Below are 17,756 nucleotides of genomic sequence, written 5' to 3' on the forward strand. Positions count from 1 at the left end.
GATCAGGAAACCCGATGCTCCGACGTTCCTTCCATGCCCTTCTCGCAAGCCTGCCGCTCCTCATCGCCGCTCCCGCCCTCGCGCAGGAAAAGCCCAAGGTGGTGACGACCTTCACGATCATCGCCGACATTGCCGCGAACGTGGCGGGCGATGCCGCCACCGTCGAATCCATCACCAAGCCGGGCGCGGAAATCCACAACTACCAGCCGACGCCGCGCGACATCCTGAAGGCGCAGGACGCCAAGCTCGTGCTGTGGAACGGCCTCAACCTCGAACTCTGGTTCCAGAAATTCCTCGCCAATCTCGGCGAGGTGCCTGAGGTCACGGTCTCCGAGGGCATCGAGCCGATGAGCATCGTGGAAGGTCCCTACGAGGGCAAGCCGAACCCGCATGCCTGGATGTCGCCGGAAAATGCGCTGATCTATGTCGAGAACATCCGCAAGGCGCTTAGCGCGCTCGACCCGGCCAATGCCGCGACCTACGACGCCAACGCCAAGGCCTATGGCGAGAAGATCAAGGCGCTCGGGGAAGAGATGAAGGCGAAGATCGGCGCGCTGCCGGAGGAAAAGCGCTGGCTCGTCACCAGCGAAGGCGCCTTCAGCTACCTCGCCCGCGATTTCGGCCTGAAGGAACTGTTCCTCTGGCCGATCAATGCCGACCAGCAGGGCACGCCCAAGCAGGTCAAGGCCGTGATCGACGCGGTGCGCGAACACAACATCCATGTCGTCTTCAGCGAGAGCACTGTCTCCGCCGACCCGGCAAAGCAGGTCGCCGCCGAAACCGGCGCCGCCTATGGCGGGGTGCTCTATGTCGACTCGCTGAGTGAGGCGGACGGCCCGGTGCCGACCTATCTCGACCTCCTGCGCGTGACCTCCGAGACCATCGTGAAAGGTCTTTCGCAATGATGATGGGCAGCAAGCCGAAGAAGGTCGAAGGCATCGTCGCGCAGGACGTGACCGTTACCTATCGCAACGGCCTCACGGCGCTCAGCCATGCCAGCTTCTCCGTGCCGAAGGGCACGATCACCGCGCTCGTCGGCGTCAACGGGGCGGGCAAGTCCACGCTCTTCAAGGCGATCATGGGCTTCGTGCCGGTCGCCGCCGGCACGGTGACGATCCTCGGCCTTTCCGTGCGCGAGGCGCTGAGGAAGAACCTCGTCGCCTATGTGCCGCAGGCCGAGGAAGTCGACTGGACCTTTCCGGTGCTCGTCGAGGACGTGGTGATGATGGGCCGCTACGGCCACATGAACTGGCTGCGCATTCCCACGAAACACGACCATGAGATGGTCGACAAGGCGCTGTCGCGCGTCAACATGGCCTCCTTCCGCAAGCGCCAGATCGGCGAACTCTCCGGCGGGCAGCGAAAGCGCGTCTTCCTCGCCCGGGCGCTGGCGCAGGAAGGCCAGGTGATCCTTCTCGACGAACCCTTCACCGGCGTCGACGTCAACACCGAGGAACAGATCATCGAGCTGCTCGGCAAGCTGCGCGACGAAGGCCGCGTCATGCTGGTCTCCACCCACAATCTCGGCAGCGTGCCCGACTTCTGCGACCGCACCGTCTTCGTAAAGGGCACGGTGATCGCCTCCGGCCCGACGAAGGAGACCTTCACCGAGGCCAATCTGGAGCGCGCCTTCGGCGGCGTGCTGCGCCATTTCATCCTCGGCGGGCACGACCTGCACGACGACGAGGACAAGCGCACCGTCAAGGTCATCACCGACGACGAACGCCCCTTCGTCATCTATGGCGAGCGCGATCCGGAGAAGACGCCGTGATCGAAACGCTTCTCGAACCCTTCACCTACGGCTACATGGTCAACGCCATGTGGGTGAGCGCGCTGGTCGGCTGCATCTGCGGCTTCCTCTCCGCCTATCTCATGCTAAAGGGCTGGTCGCTGATCGGCGACGCGCTGTCCCACTCCATCGTGCCGGGTGTCGCCGGCGCCTACATGCTGGGCCTGCCCTTTGCCGTCGGCGCCTTCCTGTCCGGCGGGCTCGCCGCCGCCGCCATGCTCTTCCTCAACCGCAAGACGAAGCTCAAGGAAGACGCGATCATCGGCATGATCTTCTCCTCCTTCTTCGGCCTCGGCCTCTTCATGGTGTCGCTGTCGCCGACGCCGGTGAACATCCAGACCATCGTGCTCGGCAATATCCTCGCCGTCACGCCCGAGGATACGCTCCAGCTTGCCATCATCGGCGCCGTCACGCTTCTCATCCTGCTCGTCAAGTGGAAGGACCTGATGGTCACCTTCTTCGACGAGAGCCATGCGCGTTCCATCGGCCTCAACCCGACCGGCCTGAAGATCCTGTTCTTCACGCTGCTCAGCGCCTCGACGGTCGCGGCCATGCAGACGGTGGGCGCCTTCCTCGTCATCGCCATGGTGGTGACGCCCGGCGCGACCGCCTACCTCCTCACCGACCGTTTCCAGCGCCTCATCGTCATCGCCGCCGCGCTCGGCGCCGGCACCAGCCTCGTCGGCGCCTATGCCTCCTACTTCCTCGACGGCGCGACGGGCGGCATCATCGTCGTGCTGCAGACGGCGATCTTCCTTCTCGCCTTCCTCTTCGCGCCGAAACACGGCCTCATCGCCGCCCGCCGCCGCAGCCGGCTGGCACTCGTCACGGAAGGCCGCCAACCATGAACGAGACGCTTGAACTCGCCCTCCTGCCCTTCCAGCTCGCCTTCATGCAGAACGCTTTCCTGGTGACACTGATGATCGCGGTGCCGATGGCGCTGCTGTCCTGCTATCTCGTGCTCAAGGGCTGGTCGCTGATGGGCGACGCGGTCTCGCACGCCGTGCTGCCGGGCGTCGTCATCGCCTATGTCGTCGGTCTGCCCTTCGCGGCGGGCGCCTTCGTCGCCGGCCTGTTCTGCGCGCTTGCCGCCGGCTATCTCAAGGACAACAGCCGGGTGAAGGAGGACACGATCCTCGGCATCGTCTTTTCCGGCATGTTCGCCCTCGGCCTCGTGCTCTACGTGAAGATCCAGCCGGACATCCACCTCGACCACATCCTGTTCGGCGACATGCTCGGCATCGCCGTCTCCGATCTCGTGGAAACGGCGGCGATCGCCAGCGCGTCGACCGCCTTCATCCTCTTCTTCCGCAAGGACCTTTTGGTGCATGCCTTCGACCGGCAGCACGCCTCGGCCATCGGCCTGCCGGTGAAGCTGCTGCACTATGGCCTGCTCACCGTGCTTTCGCTCGTCGTGGTCGGCGCCCTGAAGGCGGTCGGCATCATCCTGGCCATCGCCATGCTGGTGGCCCCGGGCGCCATCGCCGCCCTGCTCACCCGGCGCTTCCCGAGCATGCTGATGGTCGCCGTCGCCGTCGCCGTCGGGGCCACCTTCCTCGGCATCTGGCTGAGCTTCATGCTCGACAGCGCGCCCGCGCCCACCATCGTGCTCCTGATGACCATCGTCTTCGTGTTCGCCTTCCTGCGCCAGGTGCTGGCGAGCCGCAGGCCGGCGATCGATGCCCGCAGGGAGGCCTGATCCGGCGCGGCTTTCACTCTGTCGACAGCCATCCGGTTTCCGTCTATCGTCCGGCGCAAATGGCCGGCCGTGCTTCGCGGGCGGCGGACTGCAACGAAAACAGAGCGGCAACGGGACGGCATGGCGCATATCGGTATCGTCGGCGGTGGCCTCATGGGCTGCGCCACAGCGCTCAATCTCATGGAACAGGGCCACAGCGTCACCATCCTCGAACGGGATGCCGGCGGCCTGCCGGCCTCGGTCGGCAATGCCGGCATCCTCGCCGTGCCGGAAATCGATCCGCTCGCCCGGCCGGACATGCTGCTCTCCGTGCCGAAATGGCTGCTAGATCCGCTCGGGCCCCTCACCGTGCGCTGGCAGGACCTGCCGGCGCTGACGCCCTGGCTCCTGAAATTCCTGCTCTCCGCCCGCGCCGGCAAGGCGGCGGAAAGCCGCGCGGCCATGCTCTATCTCATGAAGACCGCCGAGGCCGACCATATCCGCCTCGGCACCTTCGCCGGCATTTCCGGCCATATCCGCGACACCGGCGCCCTGACGGTGTTCGACAGCCTTTCGGCGCGCGACAAGGCATTCGCCCATGAAGCGGAAAACGCCAGGCTGGTCGGCTGCAATGCCGAGAAGCTGGATGTCGAGGAAGCCCGCCGCCGCGTGCCGGCGCTGCAAGGCGCCTTTGCCGGCGCCACCTTCAACGACGGCTACAAGACCTTCGAATATCCGCTGACCTTCCTGCGCCGGCTGCAGGCGGCCTTGCGTGAGCGCGCGACGCTGCTCGACGCCACCGTCTCCTCGGTGCGGCAGACCCAGGACGGCGTGGTCGTGCGCACGGAGGGCGGCCGGGAATTCACCTTCGACAGGCTGGCGATAACGGCCGGCGTCTGGTCGCGCCGCTTCGTCGCCGATCTCGGCCTGAAGGTGCTGCTGGAGACCGAGCGCGGCTACAACACGACCTTCATGAACCCCTCGACCACGCTGGAAATGCCGGTGTTCTTCTCCGAGCACGGCTTCGTCGCGACGCCCTTCGAAAACGCCCTGCGCATCGGCGGCGCGGTCGAGCTCGCCTCGCCGGAAGCGCCGGCCAACTACAAGCGCGCCGCCGCCATGCGCCGGAAGATGCGCCGCTACGTGCCCGACCTTCAGGAAGAAGGCGGCACGGAATGGATGGGCCGACGCCCATCGACGCCCGACACGCTGCCGGTCATCAGCCTGCATCCGCAGGACCCGCGCATCGCCTTTGCCTTCGGCCACGGCCATCTCGGCCTGACGCTGTCGGCGACGACCGGCCGCCACGTCGCCCGGCTGCTTTCCGGCGAAGGCGAGAGCGCGCTCGCCCCCTTCTCCATCGCCCGCTTCCAGTAAGCGCGCGATCTGCTGAACGACGACAAAAGCCCTATAAAAACAAAAAGAAAGTGACCAACCATGCACAAGGTTATTTTTGACACGGATCCCGGCGTCGACGACGCCATGGCGCTGCTGTTCCTGCACAATCATCCCGAGATCGACCTGATCGGCATCACCACCGTCTTCGGCAATGCCTCCATCGAGACGACGACGCGCAACGCGCTGTTCCTGAAGCGCGAATGGGGCATTGCCGCGCCGGTCGCGCGCGGCGAGGGCAAGACCTACAATCCGATGCGCAACCCGATCGACTGGCCGGTGATGATCCACGGCCATGACGGGCTCGGCAATATCGACGTGCCCGAGGTAATCGACCTGCCGGTCGATCCGCGCCCGGCGCACCGCTTCATCATCGAGACCGTCCGGGCCAATCCCGGCGAGGTGACGCTGATCGCCGTCGGCCGCATGTCGAACCTTGCCTATGCGCTGAAGGAGGACCCCGCGATCGCCGGCCTCGTCAAGCAGGTCATCATCATGGGCGGTGCCTTCGACGTGCCGGGCAACATCACCCCCGCCGCCGAGGCCAACATCCATGGCGACCCGGAGGCCGCCGACGTGGTGATGGGCGCGCCGTGGAAGGTGGTGGTCGTCGGCCTCGACGTGACGATGAAGACCGTCATGACGCGCAAGCGCCTCGCCGAACTGACCGCCGAGAACGGCAGGCACCTGACGCTGCTCTCCGACATCTCGCAGTTCTACATCGACTTCTACGGACAGCATGTGAAGGACGAGGGCATGGTGGTGCACGACAGCTGCGCCTGCGTCTATCTCGTCGCGCCCGAACTCTTCACCACCCGCAGCGGCGCGATCCGCGTCGTGGCCGGCGGCATCGCCGATGGCCAGACGATCCAGAAACCGGATGCCCGCAGCTTCCCGCCCGGCAACTGGGACGACCTGCCGAGCCAGCACGCCTGCATCGGCATCGATGCGCAGAAGGTGATGGCGCTGCTGGACGAGACGCTGGTGCGCTGAAGCCGTTCCGCCAAAGCCGTGAAAATCCTGTCGCCGGCCGGTGCCCTTACCGGCCGGCGTTTTCGTTCCACCAGCGCAGGACGCGCAACGCCCGCAAGGTGATCCAGCGCGACGGTTCGCCCACCGTCTCCATCTCGAACCAGACCGGCCCCTTCAGGGACCAGTCGAGCCGCCACCTGCCATCAGCCATCTGTTTTGAGCGCAGGTGCGCGACGGCTTCCGCAAGGCGCTGATCGGGCACGCCGCCGGCCGCCCGGAAATAATCGAGCCCGCGCAGGACGTCGTAGCGCCACCGGTACGGATAGAGAAAGGCGAGATAGCGCTCGTCGACCACCGCGCCGCTCGTCAGCCCGCGCAAAAGCCGGCGCTCGAGGAGATATTCTTCGCCCGCCCGCCGCGCGGCAGCGATTTCCGGCGTTATCCCCTTTGCGCGCCCGTAGGCGAGGAGCGCCTCGAGCACATTGATCGTCGTGTGGAAGGAGGAACGATCGGAGCCGTTGCAGCGCTCGCAGTTCCAGCCGCCGTCCGCCTGCCGCTCGCCAAGCAGCCGCGCGACGATCGGCGAAACGTCGACGCCGAAATAGACGCCGGCCGTCACCGTGCGGGCATTGATGCATTCCTCCACCTCGCCATCCCAGAAGGGCTGGCCGTCATGATCCCAGCGTGAATGCTGGCCGACGAGCCGGATCGTCTCGCGGGCCTGCAGGGAGGCCGGATCGAGGCCGAATTCGCAAAGCTGCTGCAGCGAGAAGCAGGTGGCCGTCCAGGCCTGGCCCAGCTCGCGCCACTTCTCCTGCGTGTAGCCGGCAGGCATGAAAGCGCCGCCGGCCCATTGGCCGTCCGCATCCTGATGCGACAGAAGCGCCGCGCCCCAGCCCTCGGTTTCCACCTTGGCACGCTCAGCCTGCCATTCGGCCTCGGGCGTATCGAGCAGATCGCGCATGACCTGCCAGCGGATCGCCGGGTCCGAATCCAGAAGCCAGTCGATGACGGAGCCGGAGGATGCCATGGGAAAAGCCTACCAGCCCCGGCGGGCAATTTCTATTGTGGCGTTGCCGGCAATTGCCAGTCGATCGGCTTGCGTCCGTGCTTTTCGAGGAATTCGTTCGCCTTGGAGAACGGCCGCGTGCCGAAGAAACCGTTATGCGCCGAGAGCGGCGACGGGTGGGGCGAGCGCAGCACGAGATGGCGGTTGCGATCGACGAAGGAGGCCTTCTTCTGCGCGTAGGAGCCCCAGAGGATGAAGACGACGGGCTTTTCCTGCTCGTTGACGGCCCGGATGACCGCATCGGTGAACCGCTCCCAGCCCTTGCCCTGATGCGAGGCGGCGCGGCCCATTTCCACCGTCAGCACGCTGTTGAGCAGCAGCACGCCCTGCTTGGCCCAGTGCTCCAGAAAGCCGTGACGGGCCGGCGGGATGCCAAGGTCTTCCTGCATTTCCTTGTAGATATTGACCAGTGAGGGCGGGATGCGCACGCCGGGCTGCACGGAAAAGCACAGGCCATGCGCCTGCCCCTCCCCGTGATAGGGATCCTGCCCGAGGATGACGACGCGCACCTCGTCGAGCGGCGTCAGGTCGAGCGCGCGGAAATATTCCGCGCCCTTCGGGAAGATGCGCCGGCCATCCTGCTTCTGCTCCAGCAGGAAGGCTTTCAGCTCGGCCATATAGGGGCTGGAGAATTCGGCCGCCAGCGGCGCCTTCCAGCTCTCGCCGACCTTTACCTCGCTTGCCGCCATCGTCTGCTCCCATCCTGTCTTGAGCTGGCGAGTTTAGCGCCGGATGACGGCGAGGACCGGCGCGAGGACCGGTCATCCACAGCTAATCTTGCGCGACGCCGAGCACTGCCATCAGGTTTTTCATGCGCGTAGCGGCAAGTTCCGGCCTGTCGAGCACGTTCGCCCGGTCGGCGAGGCGGAAGACATCGGCATAGTGCAGGACGCCGCGGGCGGACTGCATGCCAGCCGGCATGGTGAAATGAGCCTGATGGCCGTTCAGCCAGGCGAGGAAGACAACGCCCGCCTTGTAATATTGCGTCGGCGCCTCGAAGATTTTTCGCGACAGCGGCACGGTGGGCTCGATGACGGCGCGGAAGGTGGCGACATCGCCCGATGCGAGCGAGGCCAGCGCCTTCGAAGCCTGCGGCGCCACCGCATCGAAGATGCCGAGCAGGGCGTGGCTGTATTTGCGCCCGTCGCCCTCGATCAGTTCGGCGTAGTTGAAATCATCGCCGGTGAAGCAGAGAACGCCGTCGGGCAGCCGGTCGCGCAGTGCCACTTCACAGGCATTGTCGAGCAGGGAAATCTTGATGCCCTCGACCTTGTCGCGGTTCTCCGCGATGATCGACAGCACGGCGTCCAAGGCCGGCTCGAAACTGTCCGAACCCCAATAACCCCTCAACTGCGGATCGAACATGTCGCCGAGCCAGTGCAGCACCACCTTGTCCTTCGCCTGGCCGAGGATGCGGCCGTAGACCTTGCGGTAATCGTCCGGCGACTGCGCGAGGTGGGCGAGCGCGCGGCTCGCCATCATGATCGCCCGGCCGCCGTGCTTTTCCACGAAACCGACCTGCTCCTCATAAGCCCTGATAACGTCGTCCAGCGAGCGGGCGTCGGCCGGGTTGAGATGGTCCGTGCCCGCGCCGCAGGCAAGATCGGCGCCCGGCACGGTCCTCGCATCGGCGAGCGAGCGGCGGATCAGCTCCTGCGCGCCGGCCCAGTCGAGCCCCATGCCGCGCTGCGCCGTGTCCATCGCCTCGGCGATGCGGAAGCCGAGCGACCAGAGATGATGGCGGAAGGCCAGCGTAGCTTCCCAGTCGACCGCCGGCGCCTCCCACGGCCGCATGTCGCGGCGCGGATCGGACACCACATGGGCGGCGGCATAGGCGATGCGGTTGAAGGCCGGCGCGGCGGCCGGGCGCTCCGTGGGCGTGCCCACGAGCGAATAGGCTTCGACGCCGCCATCGGCGCGCGGCAGGGAAAGGCTGATCGGCATGGAGTCCTCCCGAAGGTCTTGTCAGGCAATAATTTAGATCGTTCCAAATTTCAAGATGAATTTTGAAAGCTTCATCAAAGGGAGCGATCAACGACGCAAAAGGGCTGCTGATACGCCAACCGCCGGTGTTAGAGACCGGTAAACCCGCTTCAACAAATATGCCGATCCCGCTTGACAAATTTGGAACGATCCAATTAATTACCGACAACAAGCGGGACAGGAGCACCCGCCCAGGGAGGAATGGACGTGAACAAGAGCCGGGTGACAGTCGTCGACATTGCGCGCGCCGCCGGCGTGTCGAAGTCGACCGTCTCGCTCGTCCTGCAGGCAAGTCCGCTCGTCAACGAGGCGACCCGCGCCAAGGTGAACGCCGTTATCCGCGAGCTCGGCTATGTCTACAATCGCGGCGCGGCGAACCTGCGCCAGTCGGCCTCCTCGCGGATCATCGGCATCATCGTCAACGACCTCACCAACTCCTTCTTCGCGGAGCTGGCGGTCGGCATGGACATGGTCATGCAGTCCGCCGGCTACGTGCAGTTCCTGTCGAATTCCGCCGAGAACATCGACCGCCAGCGCGAGGTCATCGCCTCGATGCGCGAGCACGGCATTTCCGGCCTCATCATCTCGCCGGCTCGCGGCACGGAGGCGGCGGACCTCAAGCCGCTCGCCGCCAGCGGCATCCCCGTCGTCGCCGTGGTGCGCAACGTGGTCGGCGCAAAGGTCTCCTCGCTGTTTTCCGACAACTATGCCGGCGCAAAGGATGCGGTGCGTCATCTCATCTCGCTCGGCCATCGCCGCATCGCCTTCCTCGGCGGCATACCCAACACCACGGTCTTCACCGAGCGCGTGGAGGGCTGGCGCGACGCGCTGGCGGAAGCCGGCCTCGATGCGCCCGATACGCTCGTCATCGGTTCGGCGGCCTCGCGCGCTGGCGGCGTCGCGGCCATCGAGCGCGCGCTTCTGCTGCCCGACCAGCCGACCGCCGCCCTCTGCTTCAACGACGCGGCCGCCTTCGGCGTCTGCGACGGCCTGCGCGCCGCCGGCAAGGAGCCCGCCCGCGATTTCGCCGTGGTGGGTTTCGACGATGTGATCGAGGCGGAAACCGCCGTGCCGGCGCTGACAACGGTCTCCGTCGATCCGCAGGGCATGGGCCGGCGCGCCGCGCAACTGCTCCTGAAACAGATCAACACGGGCCGGGTGGAGCCCGAGGCGATCGTCAGCTCCGTGCGCCTCGTCGTGCGCCAGAGCTGCGGCGCCGGCCAGAAGACGAAGAGGAAGTCGGCATGACGCGGTGGGGACTGATCGGGGCGAGCACGATCGCCAAGGAATGGGTGATCGGCGCGATCCGCGCGACGGGCGGCGAGGTCGTTTCCGTCATGAGCACGAGCGCCGAGCGCGGCAAGGCCTATGCGGACGAGCAGGGCATCACGAAGGCGGTGACGTCGCTCGACGACCTCGTGAACGATCCCGATGTCGACGCCGTCTACATCTCCACCACCAACGAGCTGCACCGCGACCAGGCCCTCGCCGCCGCCAAAGCCGGCAAGCATATCCTGTGCGAAAAGCCACTTGCCATGTCGCTCGAAGATGCCCGCGCCATGGTGAAGGCCGCGAAGGATGCCGGCGTCGTCATGGCGACCAACCATCACCTGCGCAATGCGGCGACGCACCGGGCGATGCGCGAGGCCATCAAGGCCGGACGCATCGGCACGCCGCTTGCCGCCCGCGTCTTCCACGCCGTCTACCTGCCGCCGCATCTGCAAGGCTGGCGGCTCGACAAGCCGGAAGCCGGCGGCGGGGTGATCCTCGACATCACCGTGCACGATGCCGATACGCTGCGCTTCATCCTCGACGACGACCCGGTGGAGGCCATCGCCTTCTCGCAGGCCGGCGGCATGGGCAAGGCCGGGCTGGAGGATGCCGTGATGGGCGTGATGCGCTTCAGGAACGGCGTCATCGCCCAGTTCCATGACGGCTTCACCACGAAATTCGCCGAGACAGGCCTCGAACTGCACGGCACGGAGGGCTCGCTGATCGGCCGCAACGTGATGACGCAGCGCGCCACCGGCACGGTGACGCTGCGCGATGCAAGCGGTGAGCACGCCCTGCCGCTCGACCATAAAAATCTCTACGAGACCGCCCTTTCCGCCTTCCACGCCGCCGTCGCCGGCAAGGGGCAGCCCTCTGCCGCCGGCGAGGACGGCGTCTGGTCGCTGGCGACCGGCCTTGCCGTCGTCGAGGCCGCCCGCACGGGCAGGACCGTCCGCATCGAAACCGGATACTGAAGCAATGAACAAGCATATCACCCCGCGCCAGGCGGCAGACCTCATTCCAGACGGCGCCGTCGTCTCGGTCTCCTCCTCCTCCGGCCTCGGCTGCCCCGACCTGACGCTGAAAGCGATCGGCGAGCGCTTCGAGGAGACCGGCCATCCGCGGAACATCACGACGCTGCATCCCATCGCCGCCGGCGACATGAGCGGCATCAAGGGCATCGACTACATCGCGAAGAAGGGGCTGCTCGCCAAGGTGCTTGCCGGGTCCTATCCGTCCGGCCCCTCTTCCTCCGAACCGCCGCTGATCTGGCAGATGATCACCGGCAACGAGATTCCCGCCTACAATATCCCCTCCGGCATCCTCTTCGACATGCACCGCGAAGCCGCCGCCAAGCGCCCCGGCGTCATCACCAAGGTTGGCCTCGACACCTTCGTCGATCCCACCCGCGAGGGCTGCGCGATGAATGCCGCCGCCGCCAGCAAGCCGGTGGTGGAGAAGATCACCTTCGCCGGCGAGGAATGGCTCTATTTCAAGGCGATCGCCCCGCAAGTCGCCATCATCCGCGCCACGACGGCGGACGAGCGCGGCAACCTCACCTACGAGCACGAGGGAGCCACGCTCGGCGGGCTCGACCAGGCGCTCGCCGCCCGCAACAATGGCGGCATCGTCATCGCGCAGGTCAAGCGCATCACCAAGGAAGGCTCGCTGAAGCCGCATGACGTGCGCGTGCCGGGCGTGCTGGTCGACTATATCGTGGTCGATCCGGACCAGAAGCAGACGACGCAGACGCTCTACGATCCCGCCATCTCGGGCGAGATCTTCCGCCCGCTCGACAGCTTCCGCGTGCCGGAATTCAACATCCAGAAGGTCATCGCCCGCCGCGTCGCGCAGGAGCTGGAAGCCGGCAGCGCCGTCAATCTCGGCTTCGGCATTTCCGCCAACGTGCCGCGCATCCTGATGGAAGAGGGCCTGCACGGGGCCGTCACCTGGGTGATCGAGCAGGGCGCGGTCGGCGGCGTGCCGCTGCTCGACTTCGCCTTCGGCTGCGCCTCCAATGCCGATGCCTTCATGCCCTCGCCCTACCAGTTCACCTATTTCCAGGGCGCGGGCTTCGATGCTTCGCTGCTGTCCTTCCTGGAGATCGGCAGGGACGGCTCCGTCAACGTCTCGAAGCTCTCCTTCCGCCCGCATGTGACGGCCGGCTGCGGCGGCTTCGTCGACATCACGGCGCGGGCGAAGAAGGTTGTCTTCTCCGGCATGTTCAATGCCGGCGCCAAACTCGCCGTCGCGGACGGCAGGCTCGTCATCGAGAAGGAAGGCAAGCTGAAGAAGCTGGTCAACGCCGTCGAGCACGTCACCTTCTCCGGCCCGCGCGGCGTGGCGCAGGGGCAGGACATCACCTATGTCACCGAGCGCTGCGTGATGAAGCTGACGCCCGACGGCATCATGCTGACCGAGATCGCGCCGGGCGTCGATCTCCAGGCGCATATCCTCGACCAGTCGGAATTCGACCTCATCGTCTCGCCGGACCTGAAGGTGATGGACGCGGCGCTCTTTGCCGATGCGCCGATCGGCCTGGCGCTGCCGGAAAAAGCAGAGCGCCGGCTCGCGGGAGCGAACCATGGCTGAACCGCGCATCCGCATCACCATCGACGGCGCCATCGCGATGATAACAGTCGCGCGGCCGGAAAAGCTGAACGCCTTCGACATCGACATGCTGAAAGAATTGTCGGCCGCCTGCGACGACGTCGAGGCCAATACCGCCGTGCGCGTCGCCATCCTCACCGGCGAGGGCAAGGCCTTTTCGGCCGGGGGCGATATCCGCGCCTGGGCCGGCATGGAAGCGAACGAATTCGGCCATGCCTGGGTGCGCTTCGGCCACCGCGTCTTCGAGCGTCTCGCGACGCTGCGCATGCCGCTGGTCGCCGCCGTCAACGGCCATGCGCTGGGCGGCGGGCTGGAGCTTGCCGCCGCCGCGGATATCCGCATCGCCGAAACCCAGGTGAAGATCGGCTTGCCGGAAGCCGGCCTCGGCATGGTGCCCGGCTGGTCCGGCACGCAGCGGCTGGTGAAGCGGTTCGGCGCGCAAGCCGTGCGGCGCATGCTGCTGGGTGGCGAGGTGCTGACGGCCGAGCAAGCCGCGGCGCTCGGCATCGTCGATCAGGTCGTGGAGACCGGAACGGCCGTGGACGCAGCCAAGGCCTATGCGGCGCGCATCGCCGCGCGCGGGCCGGCGGCAACGGAGATTTCCAAGCTGATGATTTCAGTCGCGAACGGCGAAGACAACGGCGCGGCGGTGGAAGCCCTCGGCTCCATCCTCGTCGCCAAGACCGGGGACCTCAAGGAAGGCGTCGCCGCCTTCACCGGGAAACGCCCCGCAGACTTCAAGGGAGAATGGTGATGACCGCGCATGTGAAACCGAAGGCGCTCGACAACTTCAAGGCACGCGATTTCCGCATGCTGATCGACGGCGTCTGGGCAGACGGCGCAGGCAGCCCGCTCGAACGCATCGCCCCCGGCCACGGCATCGTCGTCAGCCGCTATCCTGCCGGCACGACGGCCGATGCCGAGCGCGCCATCGCGGCGGCCCGCAAAGCCTTCGATGAAGGCCCATGGCCGAACATGACGGGCGCCGAGCGCTCCAACATCCTGCTCAAGGCCGCCGATCTCATCGCCGCGCGCGCCGACGATCTCGCCTTCCTCGACTGCATCGAGAGCGGCAAGCCCATCAGCCAGGCGAAGGCTGAACTTGCCGGCGCGGCCGATATCTGGCGCTATGCGGCGGCGCTCGCCCGCGACCTGCACGGCGAAAGCTACAACACGCTCGGCGAAGGCACGCTCGGTGTCGTGCTGCGCGAGGCGATCGGCGTCGTCTCGATCATCACGCCCTGGAACTTCCCCTTCCTGATCGTCAGCCAGAAGCTGCCCTTCGCGCTCGCCGCCGGCTGCACGACGGTCGTCAAGCCCTCGGAACTGACCTCCGGCTCAACGCTCGTGCTTGGCGAAATCCTCATCGAGGCCGGTGTGCCCTCGGGCGTCGTCAACATCGTCACCGGCACCGGCCCGGAAGTGGGCGCGCCGATGACGACGCATCCGGATGTCGACATGGTCTCCTTCACCGGCTCCACCGGCGTCGGCCGGCTCACTATGGCCAATGCGGCGCAGACCCTGAAGAAGGTATCGCTGGAGCTCGGCGGCAAGAACCCGCAGATCGTCTTTCCCGACGCCAATCTCGACGAGTTCATCGACGCGGCCGTCTTCGGCGCCTATTTCAATGCCGGCGAGTGCTGCAATGCAGGCTCGCGGCTGATCCTGCACAAGTCCATCGCCGACGAGGTCACGGCGCGCGTCGCGGAACTGGCCAGGAAGGTGAAGGTCGGCGATCCGCTCGATCCAACGACGCAGGTCGGCGCGATCATCACGCCGCAGCATTTGGAAAAGATCGGCGCCTATGTGGATGGCGCGGCGAAGGCCGGCGCTTCGGTCGCACTCGGCGGAGCGGCGCTTGATCTCGGCCTCGGCCAGTTCATGGCCCCGACCATCCTTTCCGGCGTGACGCCGGACATGCCCGTCGCCCGCGAGGAGGTCTTCGGGCCGGTGCTCTCCGTGCTGACCTTCGAGACGACGGAAGAGGCGATCCGCATCGCCAACGCCATCGACTACGGTCTTTCGGCCGGCGTCTGGAGCCGCGACTTCGATACGTGCCTCACCATCGGCCGCAAGGTGCGCGCCGGCACGGTCTGGATGAACACCTTCATGGACGGTGCGTCGGAACTGCCCTTCGGCGGCTACCGCCAGTCCGGCCTCGGCCGCGAACTGGGCCGCCATGCCGTCGAGGATTATACCGAGACCAAGACGCTCAACATGCATATGGGCGCACGCACCGGCTGGTGGATGCCGCGATGATGAGAACCGTCCCGACAACCATGGCAGGGACCGGCTCCGCCGCCCGCTCAGGGCGTCGGGAAGCTGAATTGCGGGCTCTGGAGGATCGCAAGGTCCGCGATGGGTTCGCCGGCGATGCGCTTCAACAGCAGCCTCCCCATGGCCTCGCCCGCCGCGGTCAGGTCCTCGTAGATCGTCTCGACCTTCGGCTGGATCTGGCTGAGGAGCCGCGACGTCTGCTTGGCGACGATGTCATATTCGACGCCGAGCGAAAGGCCGTTGTCGCTCATGCCGGTGATCGTGGCGAGCGCGGAGACTTCGCCGGGACAGGCGAACCCGTCCGGCGGGTCCGGCTCGGTGCTGCGGCGGCGCATGTAGTCGCGGATCATGTCGGCGGGGCTGTCGAGGTCGAGGTCTTCGGGGATCTCGTAGGCGATGCCGGCCTCGCGCACCGCCGTCATGAAGCCGTGCAGCATGTGCTGGTTGAACGTCAGCCGCTTCGGCGGCAGGACGATCGTGACCTTGCGCCGGCCCTTGACGATCAGCCGCTTGGTGGCCTCGTAGGCGAAGGCGAAATTGTCGTAGTCGACAAAGGCATGCGGGGTGGAGAATTCCGTGCGGCCATGCGTGACGAAGGGAAAGCCGTTTTCCAGGAGCAGCCGCACGCGCGGATCGAACGGCTCGGTGCGCGAAAAGATCAGGCCGTCGGCCATGCCGTTGCGGATGATGTAGTTGACCGCATCGACATTGCTGCCGTCGAGGAAGTTCGGCGTGACGATGAGGTGATAGGGCGTCGTCTGCAGCGCGCGGGCAAGGCCGTGCATGATCGACGTGCCGAAGCCGAGGATTTCCTCGTGCGGATCGAGCAGGACGGAAACCACATTGGTGCGGCCGGTCTTCAGGCGCTGGGCGGCGCGGTCCGGCAGATAGCCGATCTCGGCGGCGACCTCGTGCACGCGCCGGCGCGTCGCCTCGGAAATCTGCGGCGCGTTGCCGAGCGCCCGGGAAACCGTGGTGATCGCCAGTCCCGTCATTTCGGCAATGGTCTTCAGCGTCGGCTTGCCGGCTCGGGCCGTGCTGCGGGCGGGTTCGCTGTCGGTGGTTTTTTCGATGCGGGACACGGATACGGTTCTTCGGATTGCGGTAGTCGATCGGCGGCACCATACCGGCGAGCCATCCCTTCGGCAATCTTGCGCTGCACAGAATTTAAAACGATTTCATTGCGGCGCAGCAGGTATCGAAAACTACGTAAACTTCGTGAGGCACCTGAATTTACCGCATTTGCGAAAGCGATGGCGGCCGCGTGCCTCGGCGACTTGACTCCGCAAATTTACAACGTTTTAAATTGGCACGGCAATTTGAGCCGCAGACATAATTCCGGCGCCCGCAAGGGCCTCGGGGAAATCGGCGGGAGGAGGCTCTCGCCCACGAACTTGCAAACGGGAGGAATACGATGCGCAAGTTTCTGACAACCACCGCGATCGCCGCGGTGATGATGAGCATGGGCGGCACGGCCGCGCGCGCAGCCGAAAACGTGGAAGTCCTGCACTGGTGGACCTCCGGCGGTGAAGCCGCGGCCCTCGACGTCCTGAAGAAGGACCTCGAGACCAAAAGCATCTCCTGGACCGACATGCCGGTTGCCGGCGGCGGTGGCACGGAAGCCATGACGGTGCTGCGCGCCCGCGTCACGGCCGGCAACGCGCCGACCGCGGTGCAGATGCTCGGCTTCGACATTCTCGACTGGGCCAAGGAAGGCGCGCTCGGCAACCTCGACGAAGTCGCCGCCAAGGAAGGCTGGGACAAGGTGATTCCGACCGCCCTGCAGCAGTTCTCCAAGTATGACGGCCACTGGATCGCCGCGCCGGTCAATGTGCACTCGACCAACTGGGTCTGGGTCAACAAGGCCGCGCTCGACAAGGCCGGCGGCAAGGAGCCGACCAACTGGGACGAACTCGTTGCCCTCCTCGACAAGTTCAAGGAACAGGGCATCACGCCGGTCGCCCATGGCGGCCAGCCGTGGCAGGACGCGACGATCTTCGACGCGGTCGTGCTCTCCTTCGGCAACGACTTCTACAAGAAGGCCTTCATCGACCTCGATGCGGAAACGCTGGGCAGCCCTCAGATGAAGGAAGCCTTCGACCGCATGACGAAGCTGCGCTCCTATGTGGACGACAACTTCTCGGGCCGCGACTGGAACCTTGCTTCCGCCATGGTCATCGAAGGCAAAGCCGGCGTGCAGTTCATGGGCGACTGGGCGAAGGGCGAGTTCATCAAGGCCGGCAAGAAGCCGGGTACGGACTTCGTCTGCATGCGCTTCCCGGGCACGCAGGGCTCCGTCACCTTCAACTCCGACCAGTTCGCGATGTTCAAGGTCGCCGAGGACAAGGTTCCGGCCCAGCTCGTCATGGCATCCGCCATCGAGAGCCCGACCTTCCAGTCGGCCTTCAACGTGGTCAAGGGCTCTGCCCCGGCCCGCACGGACGTGTCGGACGAAGCGTTCGACGATTGCGGCAAGAAGGCCATCAAGGACCTTGCGGAAGCCAACACCAACGGTTCGCTCTTCGGCTCCATGGCGCACGGCCACGCCAACCCGGCCTCCGTCAAGAACGCGATCTACGACGTCGTGACCCGCCAGTTCAACGGCGAGCTCTCCTCCGAGGAAGCCGTCGAGGAACTCAAGGCCGCCGTCGAAGGCGCGAAGTAAGCAAAAGAGGCTGGGGGCTTGCCCCTCATCCGCCTGCCGGCACCTT

General features: G+C 66.0%; 16 protein-coding genes. 12 read left to right on the forward strand and 4 right to left on the reverse strand.

The window, feature by feature from the left end:
* The first annotated feature begins 14 nt into the window (after positions 1-14).
* The 6 genes from Q9316_RS15535 to Q9316_RS15560 all read left to right on the forward strand — a co-directional run bounded on the left by Q9316_RS15535 (position 15) and on the right by Q9316_RS15560 (position 5,855).
* Complete coding sequence (locus Q9316_RS15535) at positions 15-905, forward strand: metal ABC transporter substrate-binding protein (RefSeq protein ID WP_306032480.1); 891 nt, start codon at positions 15-17, stop codon at positions 903-905.
* Positions 902-1,771 carry a manganese/iron ABC transporter ATP-binding protein gene (locus Q9316_RS15540; protein ID WP_306032481.1) on the forward strand — a complete coding sequence of 290 codons (870 nt, stop codon included), beginning with the start codon at positions 902-904 and terminating at the stop codon, positions 1,769-1,771. The genes Q9316_RS15535 and Q9316_RS15540 overlap by 4 nt, the downstream gene beginning before the upstream one ends.
* Entirely contained in the window at positions 1,768-2,637 is an 870-nt protein-coding gene (locus tag Q9316_RS15545) for a metal ABC transporter permease (RefSeq protein WP_306032482.1), read from the forward strand. The genes Q9316_RS15540 and Q9316_RS15545 overlap by 4 nt, the downstream gene beginning before the upstream one ends.
* A complete protein-coding gene (locus tag Q9316_RS15550; RefSeq protein WP_306032483.1) occupies positions 2,634-3,488 on the forward strand; it encodes a metal ABC transporter permease in 855 nt (284 codons plus the stop codon). The genes Q9316_RS15545 and Q9316_RS15550 overlap by 4 nt, the downstream gene beginning before the upstream one ends.
* Positions 3,489-3,608: 120 nt before the next feature.
* Complete coding sequence (locus tag Q9316_RS15555) at positions 3,609-4,844, forward strand: NAD(P)/FAD-dependent oxidoreductase (RefSeq protein WP_306032484.1); 1,236 nt, start codon at positions 3,609-3,611, stop codon at positions 4,842-4,844.
* A gap of 60 nt (positions 4,845-4,904) precedes the next feature.
* Complete coding sequence (locus Q9316_RS15560) at positions 4,905-5,855, forward strand: nucleoside hydrolase (protein ID WP_306032485.1); 951 nt, start codon at positions 4,905-4,907, stop codon at positions 5,853-5,855.
* A gap of 46 nt (positions 5,856-5,901) precedes the next feature.
* Here Q9316_RS15560 and Q9316_RS15565 read toward each other — a convergent pair whose 3' ends face one another.
* The 3 genes from Q9316_RS15565 to Q9316_RS15575 all read right to left on the reverse strand — a co-directional run bounded on the left by Q9316_RS15565 (position 5,902) and on the right by Q9316_RS15575 (position 8,847).
* Complete coding sequence (locus tag Q9316_RS15565; RefSeq protein ID WP_306032486.1) at positions 5,902-6,864, reverse strand: squalene cyclase; 963 nt, start codon at positions 6,862-6,864, stop codon at positions 5,902-5,904.
* A 32-nt stretch (positions 6,865-6,896) separates the two neighbouring features.
* Positions 6,897-7,592 (reverse strand): uracil-DNA glycosylase, encoded by a 696-nt coding sequence (gene ung, locus Q9316_RS15570; RefSeq protein WP_306032487.1) that lies wholly within the window; start codon positions 7,590-7,592, stop codon positions 6,897-6,899.
* 82 nt (positions 7,593-7,674) lie between these two features.
* On the reverse strand, positions 7,675-8,847 hold the full coding sequence (locus Q9316_RS15575; RefSeq protein WP_306032488.1) for a dihydrodipicolinate synthase family protein: 1,173 nt from the start codon (positions 8,845-8,847) through the stop codon (positions 7,675-7,677).
* A 246-nt stretch (positions 8,848-9,093) separates the two neighbouring features.
* On the opposite strand from Q9316_RS15575, the gene Q9316_RS15580 reads away from it, so the two are divergent.
* Genes Q9316_RS15580 through Q9316_RS15600 form a run of 5 tightly spaced genes read left to right on the forward strand, consistent with a single transcriptional unit; the run spans position 9,094 to position 15,027 of the window.
* Entirely contained in the window at positions 9,094-10,134 is a 1,041-nt protein-coding gene (locus Q9316_RS15580) for a LacI family DNA-binding transcriptional regulator (protein WP_306032489.1), read from the forward strand.
* Positions 10,131-11,132, forward strand: coding sequence for a Gfo/Idh/MocA family protein (locus Q9316_RS15585; RefSeq protein WP_306032490.1), 1,002 nt, complete (start codon positions 10,131-10,133; stop codon positions 11,130-11,132). Before Q9316_RS15580 ends, Q9316_RS15585 begins: the two co-directional genes overlap by 4 nt.
* 4 nt (positions 11,133-11,136) lie before the next feature.
* A complete protein-coding gene (locus tag Q9316_RS15590) occupies positions 11,137-12,750 on the forward strand; it encodes an acyl CoA:acetate/3-ketoacid CoA transferase (protein WP_306032491.1) in 1,614 nt (537 codons plus the stop codon).
* A complete protein-coding gene (locus tag Q9316_RS15595) occupies positions 12,743-13,522 on the forward strand; it encodes an enoyl-CoA hydratase/isomerase family protein (RefSeq protein ID WP_306032492.1) in 780 nt (259 codons plus the stop codon). The genes Q9316_RS15590 and Q9316_RS15595 overlap by 8 nt, the downstream gene beginning before the upstream one ends.
* Complete coding sequence (locus Q9316_RS15600; protein WP_306032493.1) at positions 13,522-15,027, forward strand: aldehyde dehydrogenase family protein; 1,506 nt, start codon at positions 13,522-13,524, stop codon at positions 15,025-15,027. The genes Q9316_RS15595 and Q9316_RS15600 overlap by 1 nt, the downstream gene beginning before the upstream one ends.
* Before the next feature lie 47 nt (positions 15,028-15,074).
* On the opposite strand, the gene Q9316_RS15605 is transcribed toward Q9316_RS15600, so the two are convergent.
* Positions 15,075-16,040: a LacI family transcriptional regulator gene (locus Q9316_RS15605; protein ID WP_306035328.1), complete on the reverse strand. Its 966-nt coding sequence runs from the start codon at positions 16,038-16,040 to the stop codon at positions 15,075-15,077.
* A 458-nt stretch (positions 16,041-16,498) separates the two neighbouring features.
* Between Q9316_RS15605 and Q9316_RS15610 the strand changes: the two genes are divergently transcribed.
* Positions 16,499-17,710: an ABC transporter substrate-binding protein gene (locus Q9316_RS15610; RefSeq protein WP_306035329.1), complete on the forward strand. Its 1,212-nt coding sequence runs from the start codon at positions 16,499-16,501 to the stop codon at positions 17,708-17,710.
* The last annotated feature ends 46 nt before the right edge of the window (positions 17,711-17,756 follow it).

Origin of the sequence: Shinella zoogloeoides (genome assembly GCF_030733845.1) — a bacterium.
In the GTDB taxonomy this organism is placed as follows: domain Bacteria; phylum Pseudomonadota; class Alphaproteobacteria; order Rhizobiales; family Rhizobiaceae; genus Shinella; species Shinella zoogloeoides_C.